We start from the raw sequence: 20,015 nt of genomic DNA on the forward strand, positions 1-20,015 counted from the left end.
CCATCCGATGGGCGACGAGTACCGCGTCGAGGTGAGCGGGCGCGCGGACGGGCCGATCGCGCTCGGCCCGCACGCCCGCGCCACCGTCAACAACGTCGGCGCGCCGGTCACCCCGGCCGACGCCGCCGAGCTGCTCGACCTGCTGGAGCGGCTCATCGACGCGCACGCCGGCGAGATCCGCGACCCGGACAAGGCCTCCAGGGACCTGGCGGACGTGCGCGGCGAGCTGGAGGAGGCGTCCCCCGACCGCGACCGCGTCCTGGACGCGCTCCGGCGGCTCGCGGCCCGGGCGGCGGAGGTGACGGTCATCGTCGAGGTCGTCTCCAAGGTGCGGGAACTGTTCGCCTGACCCCCGCGGACGCTCAGTACACTGGCGGCGTGCTCGTGATCGACCGGGTCAGGATGGCCTTCACCGACCGCCACGGGGGAGTCAGCTCGGGGGCGTACGGCACGCGCAACCTCGGCGGCGGCGTGGGGGACGACCCCGGGGCCGTCGCGGAGAACCGCGCGCGCACCGCCGAGGGCTTCGGCCTCGACCCCGCGGACGTGGTGTTCATGCGGCAGGTCCACGGCCGCGACGTCGCCCACGTGACCATGCCGTTCGACGGCGAGCCGCCCCCGCTGGACGGGGTGTTCACCGACAGGCCCGGGCTCGGGCTGGCGGTGCTGGTCGCCGACTGCGCGCCCGTCCTCCTCGCCGACCCCTCCGCCGGCCTGGCCGGCGCCGCGCACTCCGGCCGCGCCGGCACGGCCGCCGGGGTGGTGACCGCCCTGGCCGAGGCCATGCGCGCCCGCGGCGCCCGCGACCTGGTCGCGCTGGTCGGCCCGCTCGCGTGCGGCTCCTGCTACGAGGTCCCCGAGGCCATGCGCGCCGAGTTCGCCGCCGCGCTGCCCGAGGCGTGGTCGTCCACCCGCGCGGGCACCCCCGCCCTCGACCTGCGGGCCGCCATCTCCGCCCAGCTCGCCCGCGCCGGCGTGGAGGACGTCCGCCACGACGCGCGCTGCACCATCGAGACCGCCGACCTGTTCTCTCACCGGCGCGACCGCCCGACCGGCAGGTTCGCCGGGTACGTCTGGCTCGACGGCTGAGCCGTACGGCCGGACGCCCGAGCCGCCGGCACCGGGAGCCTGGACACGGCCGCCCGTCGCCGCGTCGGCGTGACCAGCGCCACCCCCGTCAGCACGGCCGCCGCCCCCAGCATCGGCGCGACGCCGGGCGCGAAGCCGGTGACGGTCAGGGTGAGCAGCCCCGCCCCCGCCAGGCCCGTCGCGGCGGCGACCCGGACCGCGCCCGGGTTCGCCCCGGCCGCGGCGGGCGGCTCCTCGTGCCGCGCGAACAGCCGGATCAGCGGCCAGGCCACCAGCGCCAGCGCGGCCAGCCACAGCGGCCACCCGGCCAGCCACGCGGCGCTCGCCGGGGCCGGGGTCGCCAGGCCGAAGCCCACCACGGCCACGCCCGCGACCACGAACAGCGCGCTCATGTGCCACAGATAGACGGTCATCATGCGCGGGCCCGCCCACGCCGCGACCCGCGCCACCCGGGGCCGCGCGGCCAGGCGCACGATGCGGGGACGCAGCAGCATCGCCAGCCCGATCTGCCCGAACGCCACGCCGAGCAGCGCCACGGTCGGCGGGGCCATGTTGGAGATCGCCCCCGGCAGGCCGATCATGCTGCCCGGGTACGGCCCGAAGGCGACCAGGGCGGCGGCGGTGACGAAGCCGCCCACGGCCATGAGCCGGAACCCGGCGAGCCTGCCCTGGGCGTAGAGGAAGCCGAGCTGGTGGACCGCCAGCCAGACGAACGCCACGTTGGCGTATCCGGCCGCCTCGGCGCCGGTGAACCTGATCACGTCGGTGAGCACGGCGGCCACGGCCAGCGCGGCGGGCACGCGCCCGCCGAACCGCTCGCCGAGGCGCAGCAGCCACGGCGTGGCCGCCACCGCGACCAGGTAGATCGCGAGGAACCACAGCAACTGCCCAGCCAGCCGGGCGGCGACCAGCATGGGCTGCTCCGGCAGCCCGAACGCCGGCAGCAGGTAGGGGAGCGGGATCCACACCGCAGCCAGCGGGAGCACCGGCCAGGCCAGGCGCCGCACGCGCCCGGCCAGCCAGCGCGCGTCCCCGCCGCCGCGCGAGACGTGCGATCGGTGGCTGATCGCGTTGGCGGCGCCGCCGGCGAAGAAGACCAGCGGCATCACCTGGGTGATCCAGGTGATCACGAACGCGCCCGGCGAGCTGAAGGCGTTGCCCGTGGTGACGCGTCCCCCGGCGTAGGAGAGGACCGGGATGCTCCAGTGCTCCAGCACCACCATCCCGATGCCGAACAGCCGCAGCAGATCGATGAACAGGTCGCGGCCGGGGCGGGCCCGGGAGACGGGAGGCGGCGGTCCGGCCGGGGGGACCGGGGGGACGGCGAGCTGGGCGGGCATGAGAGCACCTCGCGTGAGGGGAGAGGAATCCGGGTGGAGAACCCGTGCTCCGACCCTCTCGCCGCGGGCGGGGCACGCGCAGTGACGGCTGCGGGCGTCTTGCCGTCCGGTCACCCGGCCGGCCGCGGTAGTGCTGGCCCTACCGTCCACTCACCTGCGCACTGGCTCGAAGCGCCCCCTCCGGGCTCGTACCTTTGACGGCATGACCTCCCCTTTCAAGCGTCTCGGCACGGACACCCGCTACCTGCTGCTGGGCTTTCCTCTTGGCGTGCTGAGCTTCTGCCTGCTGCTGCCGGGCCTCGTGGCGGGGATCGGCACGGCCGTGGTGTGGCTGGGGCTGCCGATCCTGGCCGGGACCCTGCTGATGGCCAGGGGTTTCGCCAACGTCGCGCGCAGCAGGCTGCCCGAGATCCTCGGCAGGCCCGTGGCCCTGCCGCGCCTCAAGAGGGCGCCCGAGGGGGCGAGCCGGCCGCGCCGGATGATGCAGCCGCTGCTGGACGGCCAGTCGTGGCTGGACCTGCTGCACGGCATCGTGGTGTTCCCCGTGGCGACCATCACCTTCGTCGTGACCGTGGCGTGGTGGGGGGTGACGCTGACCGGCCTGCTCTACCCGTTGTTCGGATGGATCATCCCCCAGTCGCCCGACAACGTGCAGCTCCCCGAGCTGCTCGGGCTGGGCAGGGGCTACACCGTGGACGCGCTGTTCTACGTCGCCGTCGGGGCGGTGTTCGGGCTGACCCTGCCGCTGGTCCTGCGGAGCGCCGCCCTGCTGCAGGCCGGTCTCGGCCGGGCGCTGCTCACCGGCGTGGCCGAGCTGCGCGAGCGCATCGACGACCTCACCGAGGGGCGCGCCGCCGCGGTGTCGGCGGAGGCCGACGCCCTGCGCAGGCTGGAGCGCGACATCCACGACGGGCCGCAGCAGCGTCTGGTCCACCTGGCGATGGAGCTGTCCCGGGCCCAGCGCCAGATGCGCAGGGACCCGCAGGCCGCCCAGGCGACGCTCGCCGAGGCGATCACCGCGACCCGCGACACGCTGGACGAGCTGCGCGCCCTGTCGCGGGGCATCGCGCCGCCGATCCTGAGCGACCGCGGCCTGGCCCCCGCGCTCGCCGCGCTCGCCGGACGCTGCACGGTCCCGGTGGAGCTCGACGTGCAGACCGCCGAGCGGTACACCGCCGTCGTCGAGAACACCGTCTACTACGTGGCGGCCGAGTCGCTGACCAACGTCGCCAAGCACAGCAGGGCCCAGCTCTGCACGCTGTCGCTCACCCGCCTGGGGGACACGCTGGTGCTGAGCATCGGCGATGATGGGGTCGGCGGCGCCCACGTCGCCAAGGGGCACGGTCTGTCCGGGCTCGCCGACCGGCTGCGCGCGGTCGACGGCGAGCTGGCCGTCCAGTCGCCCGTCGGAGGTCCCACTTTGATCGTCGCGGAGGTGCCGTGCGGGTAGTCGTCGCCGATGACGCCGTGCTCATCAGGTCCGGCCTGATCAGGCTGCTGGAGGAGTTCGGCTGCGAGGTGGTGGACGCGGTCGGCGACGGCGACGCCCTGGTGAAGTCCGTCGTCGCCCACCGCCCCGACATCTCGGTCGTGGACGTCCGCATGCCGCCCGGTTTCACCGACGAGGGCCTGCGCGCCGCCGTGGAGGCCCGGCGGCGGGTGCCGGGCTCCCCGATCATGATCCTTTCGCAGTACGTCGAGGTGTCCTACGCCGACGACCTGCTGGCCGACGCGCGCGGCGCGGTCGGCTACCTGCTCAAGGACCGCGTGGCCGACGTGGACGAGTTCCTGGAGGGGCTGCGTCGCGTGGCCTCCGGCGGCACCGTTTTCGACCCTCAGGTGGTGGCCCAGTTGATGGTCAGGCGACGGCGCGACGACCCGCTCGCGTCGCTGACCCCGCGCGAGCGCGAGGTGCTAGGCCTGATGGCCGAGGGGAAGTCCAACCCGGCGATCGGCCGGCAGCTCGTCATCACCGACGGCGCGGTCGAGAAGCACGTGCGCAGCATCTTCAACAAGCTCGGCCTGTACGCCGACGACGGCGACCAGCACCGGCGGGTGCTCGCCGTGCTGGCCTACCTGCGCTCCTGAACGGTGCTCAGCCGGGGACGACGACGGTGACCGACGTGAGCACGTGCCGGAACCCCAGACGCTCGTACAGCCGCCGGGCCGGGTTGCCCTCGGTGACGGCGAGGCCGAGCGCGGGCAGCCCGTGCAGCGTGGCCAGGGCGAGCGCCCGGCGCAGCATCACCGCGCCGAGCCCGGCGTACCGGGGGTTCGGGTCGCGGAAGACGTCGTAGATCCACGGGCCGGCGAGCGGGGGGTCGCCGTGGCCGCCGACGAGCACCCCGGCGACCACGCGGTCGTCGCGCAGCAGCAGCCCCCCGCAGGGCAGCAGCGGGCCGTAGGACTCCCCGGCCAGCAGCGGCGCGAGCTCCCCTTCGAGGGCCTCGGCGTCGGTGCGGGGATTGTGGTCGGGGTGGCCGGCCGGATAGGCGGCGCGCCAGGCGGGGAACACCTCGGCGGCGGGGACGGCGTCGCAGGACACCACGCCGTAGCCGGTCTCGGCCCACTCCGCGGGGGCCGGGTCGGCGCGCAGGTCTCGCGAGTGGACGTGGGCGTGCCGCCGCGGGCGGGCTCCCGCGGCGAGCAGGCGGCGGGCGAGGTCCTCGTCGCAGGAGATCACCCAGCCCGGCATGTCGCGCAGGATCACCTCGACCGCGCCGGGGGCGAGCTCGCGGGCGAGGTCGGCCCAGGGGCGCCCGGCGCGCGTGCCCTCGACGTAGCTGAGCACCGGGCGCCCGGCCTGGTCGGTGGCCGTCCGGCGGCTGAGAGTCTCCACGCCGTCCAAGTTAGGGCCGCCCGGACCGAACGGCCACTGCTTTTCGGGTGATTTGCCCAGGTTGCTGGCTTTGTGCGCGAATCATCCGGCAGATATTTACCGGAGTCAGGATGCGATTCAAGGGTCCGAAAATTATGTAACGTTCTGGTACCAGCGCGGCCGGTGAGGCGCTAGTGTGATCGCGCGCGCAAATGTCCCGATGATCCCGGTAGGCACCCTGCAGCACGTTGTCCGGTATGTACCGGCCGGCGTTATCTGGCGGAGGACGGGATGAAAGAAACGCGGCATAGACGTGCCCCGCAGCGAACCCGCCCACGAGGCCCCCTCGTGGTAGGCCTGTTCACGTCCACGTCGCTGGTCGCCGGGACGGCGCTCTTCGGGGCGTCGGTCTTCGGCGAGGTGCAAGGCTTCCTCATCTTCTACTCGGGGGTGTTCACACTCGTCGCGCTCACGGCGACGGTGCTGGCCGGCCTGGCCGCCACCGATCGCATCCTCCTCGCGGTACGGCACCGCGTCCGCCTCCAGGCCGTCCACCGGGCCGCCGCGGTCCTGTCCACCGGCTTCCTGATCACCCACGTCGTCCTCCAGATCCTGCGAGGACGCCTGGACCCCGCGGGGGCGTTCCTGCCCGGACGGGCCGGGCAGGCGGTCGGCCTCGGCACGATCGCCGCCTACCTGCTCGTCCTCGCCGCCGCGACCGGCGCCTTCCGCGGGCGCTTCGCCACCATGTCCCGCCCGTGGGTGTGGCGAACCCTGCACGTCACGGCCTACCTGTGCTGGCCGCTCGCGATCGTGCACGGGCTCACCGCGGGGCGCGACCCCGCCGACTGGGTGACTCTGTGTTACGTCGCCTCCCTCGTCGCGGTCGGGCTCGGCCTGCTCGCCCGGACGGTCGTCACCGCCGGGCCGAGGCCCGGCGCCCCGGCCGTCCGCCCGGCCACCATCGGCCGCAGGGCCGAGTACATCCGGGTCGACGACGTCTTCGACGAGGAGTTCTGGGTGACCTTGAGAAAGGAGGTGCGGCGATGACCGGGCCCGGCGTGCCCGAGGTGTTCAGGATCGGCCCCGGCCGGCTCACCGCCGGCCTCGACCGCTCCCTCCGCCTGGACTACGACACGCACCGCAGGGTGCACGGCCGCCTGCCGCGGCTGCCCGTCGACGACCTCATCGCCCTCGCCGAGCTCGGCGACCTGCGCGGCAGGGGAGGCGCGGGCTTCCCGTTCGCCCGCAAGCTCCGCGCGGTCATCGACGCGGCCGGCCGCCGCGGCGCGCCCATCACGGTGGTCGTCAACGCGACCGAGGGCGAGCCCGCGGCCGCCAAGGACAAGGTGCTGCTCACCCGGGCGCCCCACCTGATCCTGGACGGCGCCGACCTGGTCGCCCGCGCGCTGGACGCCCGCGAGATCGTCGTGGGCGTCGCCCACGGCGGGCCGGGGGAGCGGTCCCTGCTCAACGCCGTGCACGAGCGCGGCATGACCGACACCGTGCGCGTCGTCCGCATGCCCGACCGGTTCATCTCCGGCGAGGGCGGCGCCCTGGTCGCCGGCATCAACGGCGAGCGCCCGATCCCGCCGGGCCGCAAGGTCCGGGCCAGCGAGATGGGCGTCGGCGGCATGCCGACCATGCTGTCCAACGCCGAGACCTACGCCCAGCTCGCGCTGCTGGCGATGCTCGGGGTGGACCTGTACTCCTCGGTCGGCACCCCGCTCGAACCGGGCACGGTCCTGCTGTCGGTCGGCGGCTCGGCGCGGCGCCCCGCCGTCGTGGAGACCCCGACCGGCGTGCGGCTGCGCGAGGTGCTCGACCTGTGCGACGCCGTCGTGGGCAAGGGCGTGCTGCTCGGCGGCTACCACGGCACATGGATGTCCGCCGAGTCCGCCGAGCGCGCGGAGGTGTCGCGGGCCGGGTTCGAGGCCCTCGGCGGGGCCCTCGGCGCGGGCATCGTCATCCCGCTCGGCGAGGGCTCCTGCCCGCTCGGCGAGACCGCCAGGGTGGCCAGGTACATGGCCGAGCAGTCGGCCGGGCAGTGCGGCCCCTGCTACATGGGGCTGCCCGACCTGGCGCGGGCGTTCGGCGCGCTCGCCGACGGCGACGGGCACATCGAGGCCGTCAAACGGGCCGCCGAGATCATCCGCGGCCGGGGCGCGTGCGGCCACCCCGACGGCACCGCGCGGTTCGTGCTGTCGGCCGTCGGCGTCTTCGCCGAGGACGTCATGACCCACGCCGCGTACGGCACCTGCGGGCTGCCGGTGCGCGGGGTGCTCCCGCTGCCGCAGGAGAACCGGGCCAAGGCCCAGGAGGCACAGCTCACCGTGGACTGGTCGCGGTGCGAGGGGCACGGCCTGTGCGCCCACGTCGTGCCGGAGCTCATCAGCCTGGACCAGCACGGCTATCCCGTGGTCAGCACCGCCTCGGTGCCGTTCCGGCTGGAGGGCGACGCGCGCCGGGCGATCGAGATGTGCCCCGCGCTCGCCCTGCGCCTGGCCCCCGCGCCCGCCGAGGCGAGGAGGTAGCGGGCGGACGACGCGGCGAACACGACCGCGTGACTCTCGCGGGATCCCCGCCGCCGTCAGGTGACGGGGATCTCCAGGAGGCGCACGCCGTCGTCCCTGCGCACCTCGAAGCGGGCGATCTCCGCGGTGGCGAGCGCGGTGGCGCCGGTAAGCCGCAGCGGGCCGGGGTGGCCGGGGACGCCGAAGCCGTCCCCGGGCCGGATGCGCCAGCCCGACACGACGTCGGTGTCGCCGCCGCGCGAGACCGCCACCAGGCTGCACCGTTCCGGGCCGGTGACGCCGCTGAGCTGGAAGGCGACCTCGGTGCCCCAGCTTCGCGGCGTCAGGCCGACCTTGCCGCTCACTCCCGTGCCGGGGCTCGCGCCCTCGCGGAACTCGGTCGCCGCCGGGGCGCCGGTGGGGGCCGCCACGGTCGTGCCGCCGATGCCGGGCCACAGCCGGGACGCCGCCACGCCGCCGGTGACGCCGATGAACAGCACGGCCGCCACGCCCAGGGCGACGGCACGGTGGCGCCGGGCGCGGGCCGCGGTGATCTCCTCCCGCGACTCCTCGGCGCGGGGCGGGGCGTGCCGCCGGCGGGGGGAACGGCAACCGGGCGGCCGCGGGTCCTGGATGACGCCGGGGGAGCCGTGCGCCGCCCCGTTGACGGATCCGGCGGGCCGCGCGCCGGGGGCGGCGCCGTGCGCCGTGGCGCGGGGCGCGCCGATCACGTCGCCCCTGATCAGGTCCAGGGCGTCGGGCAGCGCGTACATCTCGCGCAGTTCGTCCTGGCAGCTCGGGCAGTCGAGCAGGTGGCCCTCGAACGCCTCGGAGTCCTCCTCGTCGAGGACCCCGAGGATGTACGCCGCCACGTCGGCGTGCGGGGGCGAACCCATGAGGCCGGTCACCCCCTCTCCTTCATCGTCTTCTGCAGGGCGCGGAGCGCGTAGTACACCCGGGACTTGACCGTCCCGGGCGGCACGCCGAGCACCTCGGCGGCCTCATTGATCGTACGGTCGTGCAGGTACGTCTGCACGAGCGCTTCCCGATGCTCCTCCGACAGGCTGTACAGGGCCTCCGACACCACCATCGCCGACAACGTCGGCTCCGACCAGTCGGGGACGGCGACGCTGTCGAGCCGGTCGGGTTCGACCTCCTGGGGGCGCGCCGAGCGCTGCCTGCGCGCGTCGATGACGATCCTGCGCGCCACGGTCATCAGCCAGGCCCATAACAGGCCGGGTTCTCTGTTCAGCTTCCCCGCGTTCCGCCACGCGCGGAAGACCGTCTCCTGGACGACATCCTCTGCCCATTGCCGGTCGCCTCCGGTCAGTCTGCGCACGTTGCGGAGGAGGGGGCCGCCGAACTCGCGATAGAGCGTCGCGACCAGCTGCTCGTCCGACTCGTCGTGCGGCACCTCCGGTCCGGACCGGACGCTGCGATGACGCTGCACAGGCACATGGTGGCAGCGCACCACCAGTCACGTGAGCAAATCACACAACTTCCGTAAAGATTTAAATTCCCTCAGAAATACGTGAACCGCCCCTCTTCGCGGGCCGTACCTCCCCCTGACAAGCGCGCCCGAGGGATCCGGGACAACGGAAGGGAGAAAGCGTTCGGTGAACCGGCTACAGCTCAGGTCCATACGGCTCGTCGAGGTGCTCGCCGCACTCGCGTTCCTGGTCATCGCCACGATCACGGTCTTCGCCATCGCGCCCGGCATCGTGCCGGGCGCGAGCGGCTCCTCCGGGGAGTGGACCGGGACCGAGTCCGGCCCGCTCGGGCCCGCCGACCGCGACTTCCTGGTGAAGGTGCGCCAGGCCGGCCTGTGGGAGATCCCGACCGGGCAGCAGGCGCAGGAGCGTGCCGGCGGCGAACGCGTCAAGGAGGTCGGCCGGCATCTCGTCGCCGACCACACCAAGCTCGACGAGCAGGTGCGCGCCCTGGCCGCCAAGCTGGACGTCCCCCTGCCGAGCACGCCCACCACCGACCAGCAGAACTGGATGGCCGAGCTGTCCGCCAAGACCGGAGAGGACTACGACCGCGCCTTCGCCGCCCGGCTGCGCTTCGCCCACGGCAAGGTGTTCGCCGTCGTCGCGGCCGTGCGCGCGGGCACCAGGAACGACGAGATCCGAGCGTTCGCGCAGGTCGCGGTCGACGTGGTCATGAAACACATGACGCTTCTCGAAAGCACGGGCAAAGTCGACTACTCGTCGTTGCCCACGCCCCCGCCTCCCTCCCCTAACCCCTCCAAGTAGGGGACGAAGGCGTCAAGGTCATCGTCTCAGCCAGGAAAAACCACGTACGACCGCGACCGCGCCGCGGAGACCCGGAGCCGGCGGCCGATCGGCGGGGGATCCACCTCCCACTCGACCGATCGGCCGCCTCGGGGTTTCCGCCTCACCCCGGTCCGTAGACGTCCCAGAGCTGGCCGACGAAGAACCTCCCGAACCGCGCCAGCGCGGCGAGGCCGTGCGGCCCCTCGGTGGAGAAGCTCTTCAGCGTCGCGGCGAGGTCCATGGGCTGGATGTGCAGCGTCCCCGCGCCGACCACCACGGCCTTTCCGTCCTCGCCCTCCGGGACGTGACCCTCCAGCAGGCATGTGTAGAGGGTCGATGTGTCGAGCCACAGCCGTGTGGCGGGCCCGTGATGAACGTCCTTGTACCCGGCGAGCGTGCGGGGCCTGCCCTCGCCGTCGGTGAACCACAGCCGGTAGCGCATCTCGCGGTGGTCGGGCCGCCGGCCCGGCGCGAACAGGTTGAACCAGCCCCGCTCCACCGCGCGCCGCCCGCCGAGGAACTCCGCCTCGACCCACCCCTCCGCCCGCGCCGGATGCGCGGGCAGGGCCAGGAAGCGGTCCACGTCGTCGACCTCGATGGTGAGCTCGAACGACACCCTGTCGCCGTGCGACCTGCCGTCGACCTCACGGGACCGCGGGTCGGACACCCCGACGGAGACGAACCCCGCCATCTCCTCGCTGAAGGACAGCGACGTGGGCTCGGCGGGCTCGCCCACCGTGACCGGCCCGCGCACCTCCTGCGGCGGGCTCGCCGCCGTGCTTCCGTTCATGACGCTCATCAGAGCCCGGCCTCCTCCACGCCGGCGCTCGGCCGGCCGTCGTTCCAGGATGCGGGTGCACATGCGGTCGGCCAGCGCCGCGATCGTCAGCGAGGGGTTGGCCCCCACCGGGCCCGGCAGGGCGGCCCCGTCGGCGACGTACAGCCCGGGATGGCCGAACATCTCGCCGTAGGGGTCACAGGCGCCCTCGCCGGCGTGACGTCCCATCGGCACGCCGCCGAGCGGGTGGACCGTGATGATGCGCTTGCCGAGCCAGGCGGGCATGTCGGAGTGCTCGGCGCCGAGCACGTCCGACACCCGGCGCATCGTCGCGCGCAGCCGGTCGAAGTGGTCCTCGCTGCCCTCCGAGCTCCACTGGACGTCCAGCTTGCCGTCGCGCAGCCGCAGCCGCCCGTCCGGGACGTCCCTGCCCATGCCGAGCAGCGGGAGCGAACTGCCCGACAGCTCGCCCTCGCCGACCAGGGCGGCGATCTCGGCCGACATGTTGGTGTCGCGGGTCAGCAGCGCACGCAGCCGGTCGGCCAGGAAGCGCGCCGCCCGCTTCACCTCGCTGCGGACGTCGGCCCCCTCGACCAGCCAGTCGATGAACGCGGGGTACCCGCCGTCCTGGATGTAGGCGCCGCGGCCGGCGTCGCGCGGGCCGTCCAGCTCGTCGGCCAGGCGGATCGCGCTCGTGATCACCGGGCCGCGGCTCGCGGTGATCGTGCGGGTCCTGCTGCGGTCCTTGGCCCGCAGCAGGAACGTCAGCAGGTCGCCGTTGCCGGAGAACCGGGTGCCGAGCGCGTCGCTCAGCCCTGGCAGGTTCGGGCGGCTGCGCAGCAGAAGCAGCGTCGTGCCATAGGTGCCCGCGGCGAGCACCAGCCGGTCGCAGCGGATGGTCCGCCGCTCCGAGCCCGGGTGGTGGCGCACGTAGTCGACCTCGTACCCGCCGTCCGGGTGCGGCCTGACCTCCTTGGCCTCGCGCAGCGTGCGCAGGTCGGCGCCGTGGTGGCGCGCCGCGGAGAGGTAGGTGTGGTCCAGGCTGTTCTTGGAGCCGTCGTTGCAGCCGAAGTCGCACTCGCCGCACAGGCGGCAGGTGCGGCGCTGCACCCCGTGCAGGTTGCCGTACCCGGGGTCGGGGATGGGCACGCCGATGCCCGGCTCGGCGCCGGGGAAGGGCGCGAAGTTGATCGCCAACGGCGGAAGCCGCCAGTCCAGCCCCAGCTCGGCCGCCGCGTCCTGCATGGCCCGGGTCTTCGGCGTGTCGGAGTAGACCGGGTGGTCCAGCGGGTACGGCGTGACGCCGACCATCTTCTCGACGGCGTCGTAGTGCGGGTCCAGGTCGGCCCGCGTCACCGGCCACGTCTCGTACCCGCCCGTCGGCAGCGGCTCCTCGTGGACGAACCAGCGCTCGTCCTTGCGGAGCATGACGTTGGCGTAGATCAGCGAGCCGCCCCCGAGCCCGCTGCTCACCACCGAGTCACAGCCGCTGAAGCTCCACACGTCGAACATGCCGTAGTGACCCTCGGCCGGGTCCCAGAACGCCTTGCTCATCTCGGCGGGGCTGCGCGGGAACATGCCCGGCGCGTAGGCACGGCCCCGTTCCAGCACCACCACCGACAGCCCCGCCGAGGCCAGGCGATACGCCGCGACCGAGCCCCCGAATCCGGACCCGACGACGACCGCATCGACATGCTCTGTGTTCATCGCGCGAACTCCGTTCGCGCGGTGCTCGGGCGCCTCCGCGCCCGAGCACTGGATTCTGGAGTCTTCTTGGTGTTCATCGCGATCACCCGGCGTGGCGCTTGAGGAAGTCGAGGATGCGCGGGAACACGTCTACATGGGCGTTCTTGCCGATCAGCGGGTCGATGTGCCCGTAGCCGGGGACGACCTGGAGCTCGTGCAGGCCGGGCGCCCGCTTGGAGAGGATCTTGTGGCAGACGATGTTGCTGTCGGCGAACACGTCGTTGTGGTCGCCGGTCATGAACAGCACCGGCGTCTCGACCTGCCCGGCCTCGGCCAGGTAGTCCTCCGGGAGCCGGTCGTGCAAGGGGTTGCCGGGGTCGCACTTCACCGCGCGCCCGGCCACCGCCATCTTGCGCATGTGCCGGTAGTAGTTGACGTCGGCCGCGCCGTTGAGATCGGCGAGGCGCTCGTGGACATGGGTCCGCGGCGCGAGGTTCGCGTGCCGGTACATCGCCGGCCGGCCTTTGCCCCACATGAAGCTCTGCATGGCGCAGGCCGGCTCCCGGCACTCCGGATGGAAGAACGAGACGAGCCGCGAGAGCATGCGGCGGCGCGTGAACGGCGGGGCCTCGCTGAACCGGGGGTCCAGGTACGAGACTCCGAGACCGTACTCCAGCAGCGCGGGCCCGAGGAGCAGTTTGACGCGGGACCAGGCCGGCACCCGCGGGGTCAGGCCCACGCTGTTGGCGACCATGCTCGTGACGCCGTCGAGCGCGCCGCCGAACAGGCTCATCTGGAAAGAAACCGACCCCAGGCAGTGCGCGATGACGTGGATCCGCCGTGCCCCAACGTGACGGCGGAGCTCGGTCATCGCGGCCGGGTGGTCGAAGGCGGCGATGTCGTCGAGCGACTGCCGCCGGGTCTCCATGTTGTAGGGGAACCTGTTGCTCATCCGGAAGTCGAGCGTCCAGACGTCGCCGAACCCGCTGTCCAGCAGGAAGCTCACCAGATTGCGGTGCTCGGGCATGATGAACATGTCGCTGGACGAGGTCAGGCCGTGGACGAGTAGGACGACGTCGTCGGACTCCGACCCATGGAATCGCGTCAACGTCAGGCCGAGCTCGTCCTCGGTCGAGAATGGGTGGACCGAGACCTCGGCGTCCGGCACGCCCTTGAGCGTGTACCGCGGGATGCGGTGCTCCATCTGACCGTCCTCCTTGGTGACCCGCTCCAACAATGCCAACGGGCGGGCGCGCGCGGCATCGTGGAAACCCCGTACATCGGTGTGGGGACCCCGTACGGTGCCCTCAGGGGTCTCCCGTAGGTGAGACACCGGTCGCGCGCCAGTGGTTCACGGGCGGTTCAGGTTCGTCGCCACGCCGACACGCGAGGTGACGCCGAGCTTGGCGAACACGCGGGACAGGTGGGTCTCGACCGTGCGCACGCTGAGGAACAACTGTTCGGCGATCTGCTGGTTGGTCAGGCCCTCGGCGACCAGGCGCGCGATCTCCAGCTCGCGGGGGGAGAGACCCTGCGGGCCGCCGTGCCCCGCCGGGCTCGAAGACGACACCCGCACCCCGAGGCGGCGCTGCTCGCGCGCCGCCTGGGCCGACAGCGCCTTGGCCCCGCAGTCCTGGAAGATGTCGGCGGCGTCGCGCAGGTACTCGCGGGCGAGGCGCCGCTCGCCGGCCTCGCCGTAGGCCTGCCCGGCGGTCATCAGGGCGCGCCCGGCGTCGATGCGCTGTTCGCCCGCGGTGAGCAGGCGGGCCGCCTCGCGCGCCAGCTCCGCCGCTCGCGCCGGGTCGGAGGAACGGACGGCGTGCGCCCGGGCGAGGGGGATGAACCCGGAGAAGACCGGCAGCGCGGGGGCGGTGATGTGGGTGGCCGTCTCGGCCCAGCGGGCCGCCTCCTCCGCGCGGCCCCGGGACGCCTCGGCCAGCGCGAGCAGCTCGCAGCTCGCCATGAGCGTGCCCCGGTCCAGGCGGGGGGCGTCGAACCGGCCGCACGCCTCGACGATCGCGTCGACGCCCTCGTCCACGCGCCCGGCCGTGACCAGCGCGACGCCCCGGGCGTGCCGCGCCATGTCCACCCAGACCTCGCCGAGCCCGACCTCCGAGCGCAGGGACTCCTCCACGGCGCCGAGCGCGGCGTCGTGGTCGCCGGCCCACGCCGAGGACAGGCAGGACTGGGTGAGCGCGAAGACCAGTTGCTGGCCCGACTTCAGCAGCCGGGCGCCCTCGACGGACTCCTCGGCCGTGGCCCGCGCGTCGGGCAGCCTGCCGAGCACGGTGAGCGTCCTGGCCTTGCCGGCGAGCAGGTTGGTCAGGATGTAGGTCTGTCCGGTGGAGCGGGCGACGGCGATGGCGCGCTCGAAGTGGCGCAGCGCCACCGAGTAGCGCCCGAGGTTGGTCTCGGCCCAGCACAGCCACGCCACCGCGTCCAGCCACTCGGCGAGATGCTCGTCCAGGGCGGTGCTGACCAGGCGGTCGGCGGCGTCGGCCGCGCGCAGCGCCTCGGCCATGCGCCCGGCGGCGTAGGCGGGCATCGGGCGCAGCGCGGCCACGGCCATGGCGAGGTCGGGTTCCCAGTCGTCGCCGGAGTCGGGCATGAGGTCCAGCACGGCCTGGGCGGCGCGGAAGTCGACGCGCATCATGCTCTCGGCGACCAGGCGCATGCGCAGGGGGATGGCGGCGGCGGCGCGCGGGTCGGGCATGCGGCGCAGCTCGTCCAGCAGCAGGGCGCGGGCCTCGGCGGGCCGGTCGAGCTGGCGCTCCATCAGCGCGCAGATGCGGGCGGCCCTGGCGCGGCGGGCGTGGTCGTCGGCGGGCAGCAGGCGCAGCAGCTCGCGGGCGGTGTCGCGGCCCTCGGCCATGCGGCCGCTGACCCCTTGGGCGCGCGACAGCTCCATGAGCAGCTCCAGCCGGTCCTCCAGCGTCCCCGGCTCCTCGGGGGTCAGATCCAGCGCCTTGCGCAGCCAGTGCGAGGCGGTGACCGGGGCGTGCGGCGCCACGGCGCGCGCCGCCTCCACCAGGGTGGCGATCGCCCGCTGGTCGCCGAAGGATCCCGAGCGTTCGACGTGATGGGCCTGGACGGTGGCGGGGGCGCCCAGCTCGGCCAGATGGGAGGCCAGCCGGGCGTGCGCGGCCAGCTGCCACCCGGCCGCCGCCGACTCATAGGCCGCCCGCCGCACCAAAGGGTGGCGGAAACGGAAACGCCCGGCCGCGGCCGGGCGCACGATGTCACGGGCGACCAGCTCGTTGAGGCCGTCCAGCGCGACGGCCTCGGGCACCTGCGCCGCGACCGCCGCCAGCGCCGGCAGGAACTCGTCGGCGGTCACCGCGGCGGCCTGCGCGATCAGCAGCGAGTCTCCCGACAGGTCGCTGAGCTCGGCCCGCAGCGCCGCCCGCACCGTCAGCGGCAGGTCGCCCACCTCCAGCTGGCCCATGCGGGCCAGCGCCTCCAGGTAGAAGGGGTTGCCGCCGCTGGCCTCGTACAGGGCGCGGATACGGGTCCTGTTGACACGGGGGCCGAGGAACTCCTCGACCTCGGCCTGGTTCAGCGGGCCGACGGTGACCTGCCGGCCGCGGGCGCCCGCGCTGAGCGCGAGCGCGGCCAGGCGGGGGGTGACCTGGGCGGGCCGGTAGGCGACCGCGACCAGCACCTTCCCACGCGGCGGGTGACGCACCAGGTGGTCCAGGAACTCCGCGGAGCTGTCGTCGGCCCAGTGCACGTCGTCCAGGATCAGGGCCAGCCCGCCGGGGCCGGCCAGTTCGTCGATGAGCTGGCGCAGCGCGCGATAGAGCCGGTAGCGCACCATGCCGCTCTGGTCGTCGCCCTCGGGCGGACCGGCGTCCTCGCCCTGGGAGGGCATCTTGGCGGCCAGGGCGGGGAACACCGTGGCGAGCCGGTGGGCCTGAGCGGTGCTCAGCCGGCCCGCCAGGTCGTCGCGGCGGCCCTCCAGGTGGTCGTCCAGGGCGTCGATCAGCGCGCTGAAGGGCATCATCTGTTCGAATTCGGCGGCCCTGCCCCACAGCGTGGTGAGGCTACGGGCGGCGGTGAGGCCGGCGAGCTCGGTGAGCAGCCGGGACTTGCCGGCGCCCGGCTCTCCGACCACGGCGAGGAACTGGAACCCGCTGGACGTCGCGTCGACCGTCCGGCCGAACTCGCGCATCGCGTCGCGGCGGCCGACGAGCGGGGTTCCACCGGGGCGGGCCGTCTCGGTGCCCTCGCCGGATGGCAGCGTCTCAGGACCGTTCATGTCTGTACCCCACAGCGAGACGGAACACCACGAACAGCCGCGCCGCAATCCAATTCCGTGACGGATTTGAGGCGGTGCTCCACCGGAGTCGCGGTGTCCACGGTCGAGGGCTCGCCGTTCGCACGCCCTCGGGGCATGATTTTGTCGTAAAACAAGCTGGTGGCGGGCTGATCAGCCCGATCAGACCTTTTGTGACCAATTCACGCGGCCTGTGGCGTGATCAGTTAGTCTTATGTGGCGGTTTCGCACACCGTACGTTGGGCTATAGTTCCGCCTCTATGTCGTCGCTGTCCGGATGTGGACGCTCACGCTGGGCGGTAGGTGATCAGGCGCGCCCGGGACCGCCCAGCGAGCCGAGCCCCAGTGCGGCGATCTCGACCCCTCTGAGCGCCGCGGCCCACATCGCCTCCGGGGGCTCGCCGCGCTTCTGGCACGCCATGGCCGCCACCTTGGCCGCGCCGACGAACGCGCCCACGGCCGCCGCGGCCTCGACCTGGTCCAGCTCGCCCGCGTACGCGCGCTCGACGGCCTCGACCAGCTCGATCTGGACGTCGAAGAGCAGGTGCAGGGCCCGGGCCTGCAGCGCGGGGACCGACATGATCAGCTGGTGGCGGGCCGCCGCCAGCCTCATGGCGAGCCGGGCGTCCTCCAGGGAGTGGTTCGCCTCCTCGTCGTCCGCGCCGCGCGGGCCGCGGAAGATCGCTTCGGCGACGCGGCGCAGCAGGTCGACCACGGGCTCGCCGGGCGCGCGGTCCGCGATGACCGCGAGCGCGCGGTCGGTCCGCGCCCGGATGTCGAAGAAGATCACGTCTTCCTTGCTGGCGAAGTAGCTGAAGAACGTGCGGGTCGAGACCTCGGCGGCGGCGGCGATCTCGGCCACCGTCGTCTCCTCGAAGCCCTTGCGCTCGAAGAGCCGCACCGCCGTCTCGACCAGCGTGTGACGTGTGCGCAGCTTCTTGCGCTCTCTCAGCCCGGGACCGTCCATACGCGAATTTTACTGCACGCGCTGCTTCTTTTCATCCGTTGCAATTTCGGAGGATGTACTGTTTTCTTAGGACCTGCAAGCGTGTCAAGTCTCGACGGACTTCCAGTCAAGGAGCGTGTCATGACCAACGCGATGCACGAGCCGGTCACCTTTCCCGTGACGCGTGAGCACCCCCTCGATCCCCCCCAGGACTTCGCGCGGTGGCGCGAGGACGCCCCCCTCCGCCCCATGCTCTTCGCCGACGGCCACGTCGGCTGGCTCGCCACCGGGTACGCCGTCTCCCGCGCGGTGCTCGCCGATCCGCGGTTCAGCAACGACGTCCAGGTGACGCACCCGCCGATCCCGCAGCGCATCCGGCAGCAGACTCTCGCCAAGTTCCCCGGCTTCTTCCTGCGCGAGGACCCCCCGGAGCACACCCGGTTCCGCCGCCTGCTCACCGGGCAGTTCACCGTGCGCCGCATGCGGCTGCTCGAGCCCCGGATCGAGAAGATCACTAATGACCGGCTGGACGCCATGGAGCGCGAGGGCGCGCCGGTGGACCTGGTGCAGAGCTTCGCGCTGCCGATCCCGTCCCTGGTGATCTGCGAGCTGCTCGGCGTCCCCTACTCCGACCACGACCGGTTCCAGCGCGACTCCTCCGCCCTGCTGAACCTGGACAACTCCATCGAGCGGGCGCGCGAGGCCATGGAGAGCCTGCTGGACTACGTCAGAGGACTCGTGGCGCGCAAGCGGGACGAGCCCGGCGACGACCTGATCAGCGGTCTCATCGCCACCGGACGGCTCACCGACGTCGAGATCACCGGCGCCTCGGTGCTCATGCTCGTGGCCGGCCACGAGACCACGGCGAACATGCTCGCGCTCGGCACCTACACCCTGCTGCGCAACCCCGCCCAGCTCGCCGCCCTGCGCGCGGACCCGTCACTGGCCGAGTCCGCCGTCGAGGAGCTGCTGCGCTACCTCACCATCGTCCACCTCGGCCCGGTCAGGACCGCCACCGAGGACGTCGAGATCGAGGGACAGACGATCAGGGCCGGCCAGTCGGTGACGGTGTCCCTCTCCGCCGCCAACCGCGACCCCGGGCGCTTCGGAGATCCCGACAGCCTGGACATAACGCGGCAGGCCACCGGACACCTGTCGTTCGGGCATGGAATACACCAATGCCTCGGACAGCAACTCGCCCGGATCGAGATGCGCATCGGCTACCCTGCACTGCTGGCGCGCTTTCCCGGCCTGCGCCTCGCGACTCCCGGCGAGGAGGTCGCGATGCGGTCCAACATGGCCATTTACGGAGTTCACCGCTTGCCGGTGGCTTGGTAGGAGGTAGCCCTCATGCGGATCAAAGCCGACACCGATGTCTGCATCGGCGCGGGTATGTGCGTGTTCACGGCAGGTGACGTCTTCGACCAGGACGAGGACGAGGGCACCGTCGTGGTGCTCCTGCCCGAGCCGCCGCCCGACAGGCACGCGGCGGTCCGGCGGGCCCTGCAGGTCTGCCCGTCCGGCGCCCTGTCGATCTCGGAGGACGAGTGAGGTCCGCGCGTCCGTGAGCACATCCCCGGCGGCTCACCCCGGCGGCGCCCCGGCGCCCACGGGCGCCGCCGGGCCGTGCTCCGCCCCCGACGGCATCTCGTGCCCGCCGCTCATCACGGTGCCGCCGACCTTCTCGCTGAACAGCCGCAGCATGCCCGGGTCGTTGCCCGCGATCACCCATCGGGTGCCGACGAGGTAGGCGCCGCCCCACTTCTTGGCCTCCGCGAGCCACTCGTCCCTGCCCTTGTCGGTGGAGAACGTGGTCACGGTGTACTGGCCCTCGCCGGTCTTGCACACGCCCTGCCGCAGTTCCTCGGCGTCGGTCTGGACCTGCGGCCTCGCGCAGCCGGTCCTGGCGGCGAGCTGCTTCAGCGTCGCGGGCGGTCCCGGATCGGCCCGGGTGCCCCCGGCGGACGCGCCGGGGGGCTCGCCGCCGCCGCCGCACCCGGTGACGAGCGCGAGGGTGAGGGCGGACCCGAGAAGGGCGGACGCGCGGGCCGCGGCGAAGGTGGGGCGTCCCATGGCAGGTCTCCCGTTCGGTGTGAAGTGCCGGAGGCGTCGGAGAATCGGCCACCGACAGCGGGTACGGCGTCTCCACGCCGCCGGTTCACACCACTTCGTCCGGCCCCGGGCGCGCCACACGCCTTCCGGACGGCGGGCGGCATGCCGGCGCGGAACTTCCCGCGATCGTCGAACCGTTCCGCCGCCGCCCGCGTACCTCGTCCCGACGGGCCACGACACC

Annotated in this window: 18 protein-coding genes; 9 read left to right on the top strand and 9 right to left on the bottom strand. The window is 73.2% G+C overall.

What is annotated here, in order from left to right:
* Positions 1–7 precede the first annotated feature (7 nt).
* Positions 8–349 (top strand): hypothetical protein, encoded by a 342-nt coding sequence (locus BJ982_RS23450; RefSeq protein ID WP_184883438.1) that lies wholly within the window; start codon positions 8–10, stop codon positions 347–349.
* Positions 350–402: 53 nt separating this feature from the next.
* Positions 403–1,089, top strand: a complete 687-nt coding sequence (gene pgeF, locus BJ982_RS23455) for a peptidoglycan editing factor PgeF (RefSeq protein WP_184889214.1) — start codon at positions 403–405, stop codon at positions 1,087–1,089.
* Here the strand turns inward: pgeF and BJ982_RS23460 are convergent.
* Positions 1,032–2,429 carry an acyltransferase family protein gene (locus BJ982_RS23460; protein ID WP_184883440.1) on the bottom strand — a complete coding sequence of 466 codons (1,398 nt, stop codon included), beginning with the start codon at positions 2,427–2,429 and terminating at the stop codon, positions 1,032–1,034. The genes pgeF and BJ982_RS23460 overlap by 58 nt on opposite strands.
* A 202-nt stretch (positions 2,430–2,631) precedes the next feature.
* Between BJ982_RS23460 and BJ982_RS23465 the strand changes: the two genes are divergently transcribed.
* Entirely contained in the window at positions 2,632–3,879 is a 1,248-nt protein-coding gene (locus tag BJ982_RS23465) for a sensor histidine kinase (RefSeq protein WP_184883442.1), read from the top strand.
* On the top strand, positions 3,870–4,517 hold the full coding sequence (locus tag BJ982_RS23470; protein ID WP_184617145.1) for a response regulator: 648 nt from the start codon (positions 3,870–3,872) through the stop codon (positions 4,515–4,517). The genes BJ982_RS23465 and BJ982_RS23470 overlap by 10 nt, the downstream gene beginning before the upstream one ends.
* 7 nt (positions 4,518–4,524) lie before the next feature.
* Here the strand turns inward: BJ982_RS23470 and BJ982_RS23475 are convergent, their stop codons facing one another.
* On the bottom strand, positions 4,525–5,268 hold the full coding sequence (locus tag BJ982_RS23475; protein WP_184883444.1) for a GNAT family N-acetyltransferase: 744 nt from the start codon (positions 5,266–5,268) through the stop codon (positions 4,525–4,527).
* A gap of 327 nt (positions 5,269–5,595) precedes the next feature.
* Here BJ982_RS23475 and BJ982_RS23480 point away from each other — a divergent pair, with 327 nt between their 5' ends.
* Together BJ982_RS23480 and BJ982_RS23485 are read left to right on the top strand one after the other, a co-directional pair.
* A complete protein-coding gene (locus BJ982_RS23480; RefSeq protein WP_184883446.1) occupies positions 5,596–6,297 on the top strand; it encodes a hypothetical protein in 702 nt (233 codons plus the stop codon).
* Positions 6,294–7,781, top strand: a complete 1,488-nt coding sequence (locus BJ982_RS23485) for an NADH-quinone oxidoreductase subunit NuoF family protein (protein ID WP_184883448.1) — start codon at positions 6,294–6,296, stop codon at positions 7,779–7,781. Before BJ982_RS23480 ends, BJ982_RS23485 begins: the two co-directional genes overlap by 4 nt.
* Positions 7,782–7,837: 56 nt before the next feature.
* Here BJ982_RS23485 and BJ982_RS38605 read toward each other — a convergent pair whose 3' ends face one another.
* Together BJ982_RS38605 and BJ982_RS23495 are read right to left on the bottom strand one after the other, a co-directional pair.
* A complete protein-coding gene (locus tag BJ982_RS38605) occupies positions 7,838–8,668 on the bottom strand; it encodes an anti-sigma factor family protein (RefSeq protein WP_239123729.1) in 831 nt (276 codons plus the stop codon).
* Positions 8,665–9,210: a sigma-70 family RNA polymerase sigma factor gene (locus tag BJ982_RS23495; RefSeq protein WP_184883449.1), complete on the bottom strand. Its 546-nt coding sequence runs from the start codon at positions 9,208–9,210 to the stop codon at positions 8,665–8,667. The genes BJ982_RS38605 and BJ982_RS23495 overlap by 4 nt, the downstream gene beginning before the upstream one ends.
* A 166-nt stretch (positions 9,211–9,376) precedes the next feature.
* Here BJ982_RS23495 and BJ982_RS23500 point away from each other — a divergent pair, with 166 nt between their 5' ends.
* Entirely contained in the window at positions 9,377–10,015 is a 639-nt protein-coding gene (locus tag BJ982_RS23500; protein WP_239123741.1) for a DUF4142 domain-containing protein, read from the top strand.
* A gap of 142 nt (positions 10,016–10,157) precedes the next feature.
* Here BJ982_RS23500 and BJ982_RS23505 read toward each other — a convergent pair whose 3' ends face one another.
* From BJ982_RS23505 to BJ982_RS23520, 4 genes are all read right to left on the bottom strand, one after another.
* Complete coding sequence (locus BJ982_RS23505; protein ID WP_184883450.1) at positions 10,158–12,521, bottom strand: GMC oxidoreductase; 2,364 nt, start codon at positions 12,519–12,521, stop codon at positions 10,158–10,160.
* 82 nt (positions 12,522–12,603) lie between these two features.
* Positions 12,604–13,704 carry an alpha/beta fold hydrolase gene (locus BJ982_RS23510; protein ID WP_184883451.1) on the bottom strand — a complete coding sequence of 367 codons (1,101 nt, stop codon included), beginning with the start codon at positions 13,702–13,704 and terminating at the stop codon, positions 12,604–12,606.
* A 147-nt stretch (positions 13,705–13,851) separates the two neighbouring features.
* Positions 13,852–16,758, bottom strand: a complete 2,907-nt coding sequence (locus tag BJ982_RS23515; RefSeq protein WP_184883452.1) for a helix-turn-helix transcriptional regulator — start codon at positions 16,756–16,758, stop codon at positions 13,852–13,854.
* A gap of 325 nt (positions 16,759–17,083) precedes the next feature.
* Positions 17,084–17,743, bottom strand: a complete 660-nt coding sequence (locus tag BJ982_RS23520; RefSeq protein ID WP_184883453.1) for a TetR/AcrR family transcriptional regulator — start codon at positions 17,741–17,743, stop codon at positions 17,084–17,086.
* Positions 17,744–17,863: 120 nt separating this feature from the next.
* On the opposite strand from BJ982_RS23520, the gene BJ982_RS23525 reads away from it, so the two are divergent.
* Together BJ982_RS23525 and BJ982_RS23530 are read left to right on the top strand one after the other, a co-directional pair.
* Positions 17,864–19,060, top strand: a complete 1,197-nt coding sequence (locus BJ982_RS23525) for a cytochrome P450 (protein WP_184883454.1) — start codon at positions 17,864–17,866, stop codon at positions 19,058–19,060.
* A 12-nt stretch (positions 19,061–19,072) separates the two neighbouring features.
* A complete protein-coding gene (locus BJ982_RS23530) occupies positions 19,073–19,273 on the top strand; it encodes a ferredoxin (RefSeq protein ID WP_184883455.1) in 201 nt (66 codons plus the stop codon).
* A 33-nt stretch (positions 19,274–19,306) separates the two neighbouring features.
* Here BJ982_RS23530 and BJ982_RS23535 read toward each other — a convergent pair whose 3' ends face one another.
* Positions 19,307–19,795, bottom strand: coding sequence for a hypothetical protein (locus BJ982_RS23535; protein WP_184883456.1), 489 nt, complete (start codon positions 19,793–19,795; stop codon positions 19,307–19,309).
* Between the last annotated feature and the right edge of the window lie 220 nt (positions 19,796–20,015).

Source organism: Sphaerisporangium siamense, from assembly GCF_014205275.1.
In the GTDB taxonomy this organism is placed as follows: Bacteria; Actinomycetota; Actinomycetes; order Streptosporangiales; family Streptosporangiaceae; genus Sphaerisporangium; species Sphaerisporangium siamense.

Coding starts and splice junctions, on each gene's coding strand:
- BJ982_RS23450 (WP_184883438.1), top strand. CDS start 8: ATGGGCGACGAGTACCGCGTCGAGGTGAGCGGGCGCGCGGACGGGCCG.
- pgeF (WP_184889214.1), top strand. CDS start 403: ATGGCCTTCACCGACCGCCACGGGGGAGTCAGCTCGGGGGCGTACGGC.
- BJ982_RS23460 (WP_184883440.1), bottom strand. CDS start 2,429: ATGCCCGCCCAGCTCGCCGTCCCCCCGGTCCCCCCGGCCGGACCGCCG.
- BJ982_RS23465 (WP_184883442.1), top strand. CDS start 2,632: ATGACCTCCCCTTTCAAGCGTCTCGGCACGGACACCCGCTACCTGCTG.
- BJ982_RS23485 (WP_184883448.1), top strand. CDS start 6,294: ATGACCGGGCCCGGCGTGCCCGAGGTGTTCAGGATCGGCCCCGGCCGG.
- BJ982_RS23505 (WP_184883450.1), bottom strand. CDS start 12,521: ATGAACACAGAGCATGTCGATGCGGTCGTCGTCGGGTCCGGATTCGGG.
- BJ982_RS23510 (WP_184883451.1), bottom strand. CDS start 13,704: ATGGAGCACCGCATCCCGCGGTACACGCTCAAGGGCGTGCCGGACGCC.
- BJ982_RS23515 (WP_184883452.1), bottom strand. CDS start 16,758: ATGAACGGTCCTGAGACGCTGCCATCCGGCGAGGGCACCGAGACGGCC.
- BJ982_RS23520 (WP_184883453.1), bottom strand. CDS start 17,743: ATGGACGGTCCCGGGCTGAGAGAGCGCAAGAAGCTGCGCACACGTCAC.
- BJ982_RS23525 (WP_184883454.1), top strand. CDS start 17,864: ATGACCAACGCGATGCACGAGCCGGTCACCTTTCCCGTGACGCGTGAG.
- BJ982_RS23530 (WP_184883455.1), top strand. CDS start 19,073: ATGCGGATCAAAGCCGACACCGATGTCTGCATCGGCGCGGGTATGTGC.
- BJ982_RS23535 (WP_184883456.1), bottom strand. CDS start 19,795: ATGGGACGCCCCACCTTCGCCGCGGCCCGCGCGTCCGCCCTTCTCGGG.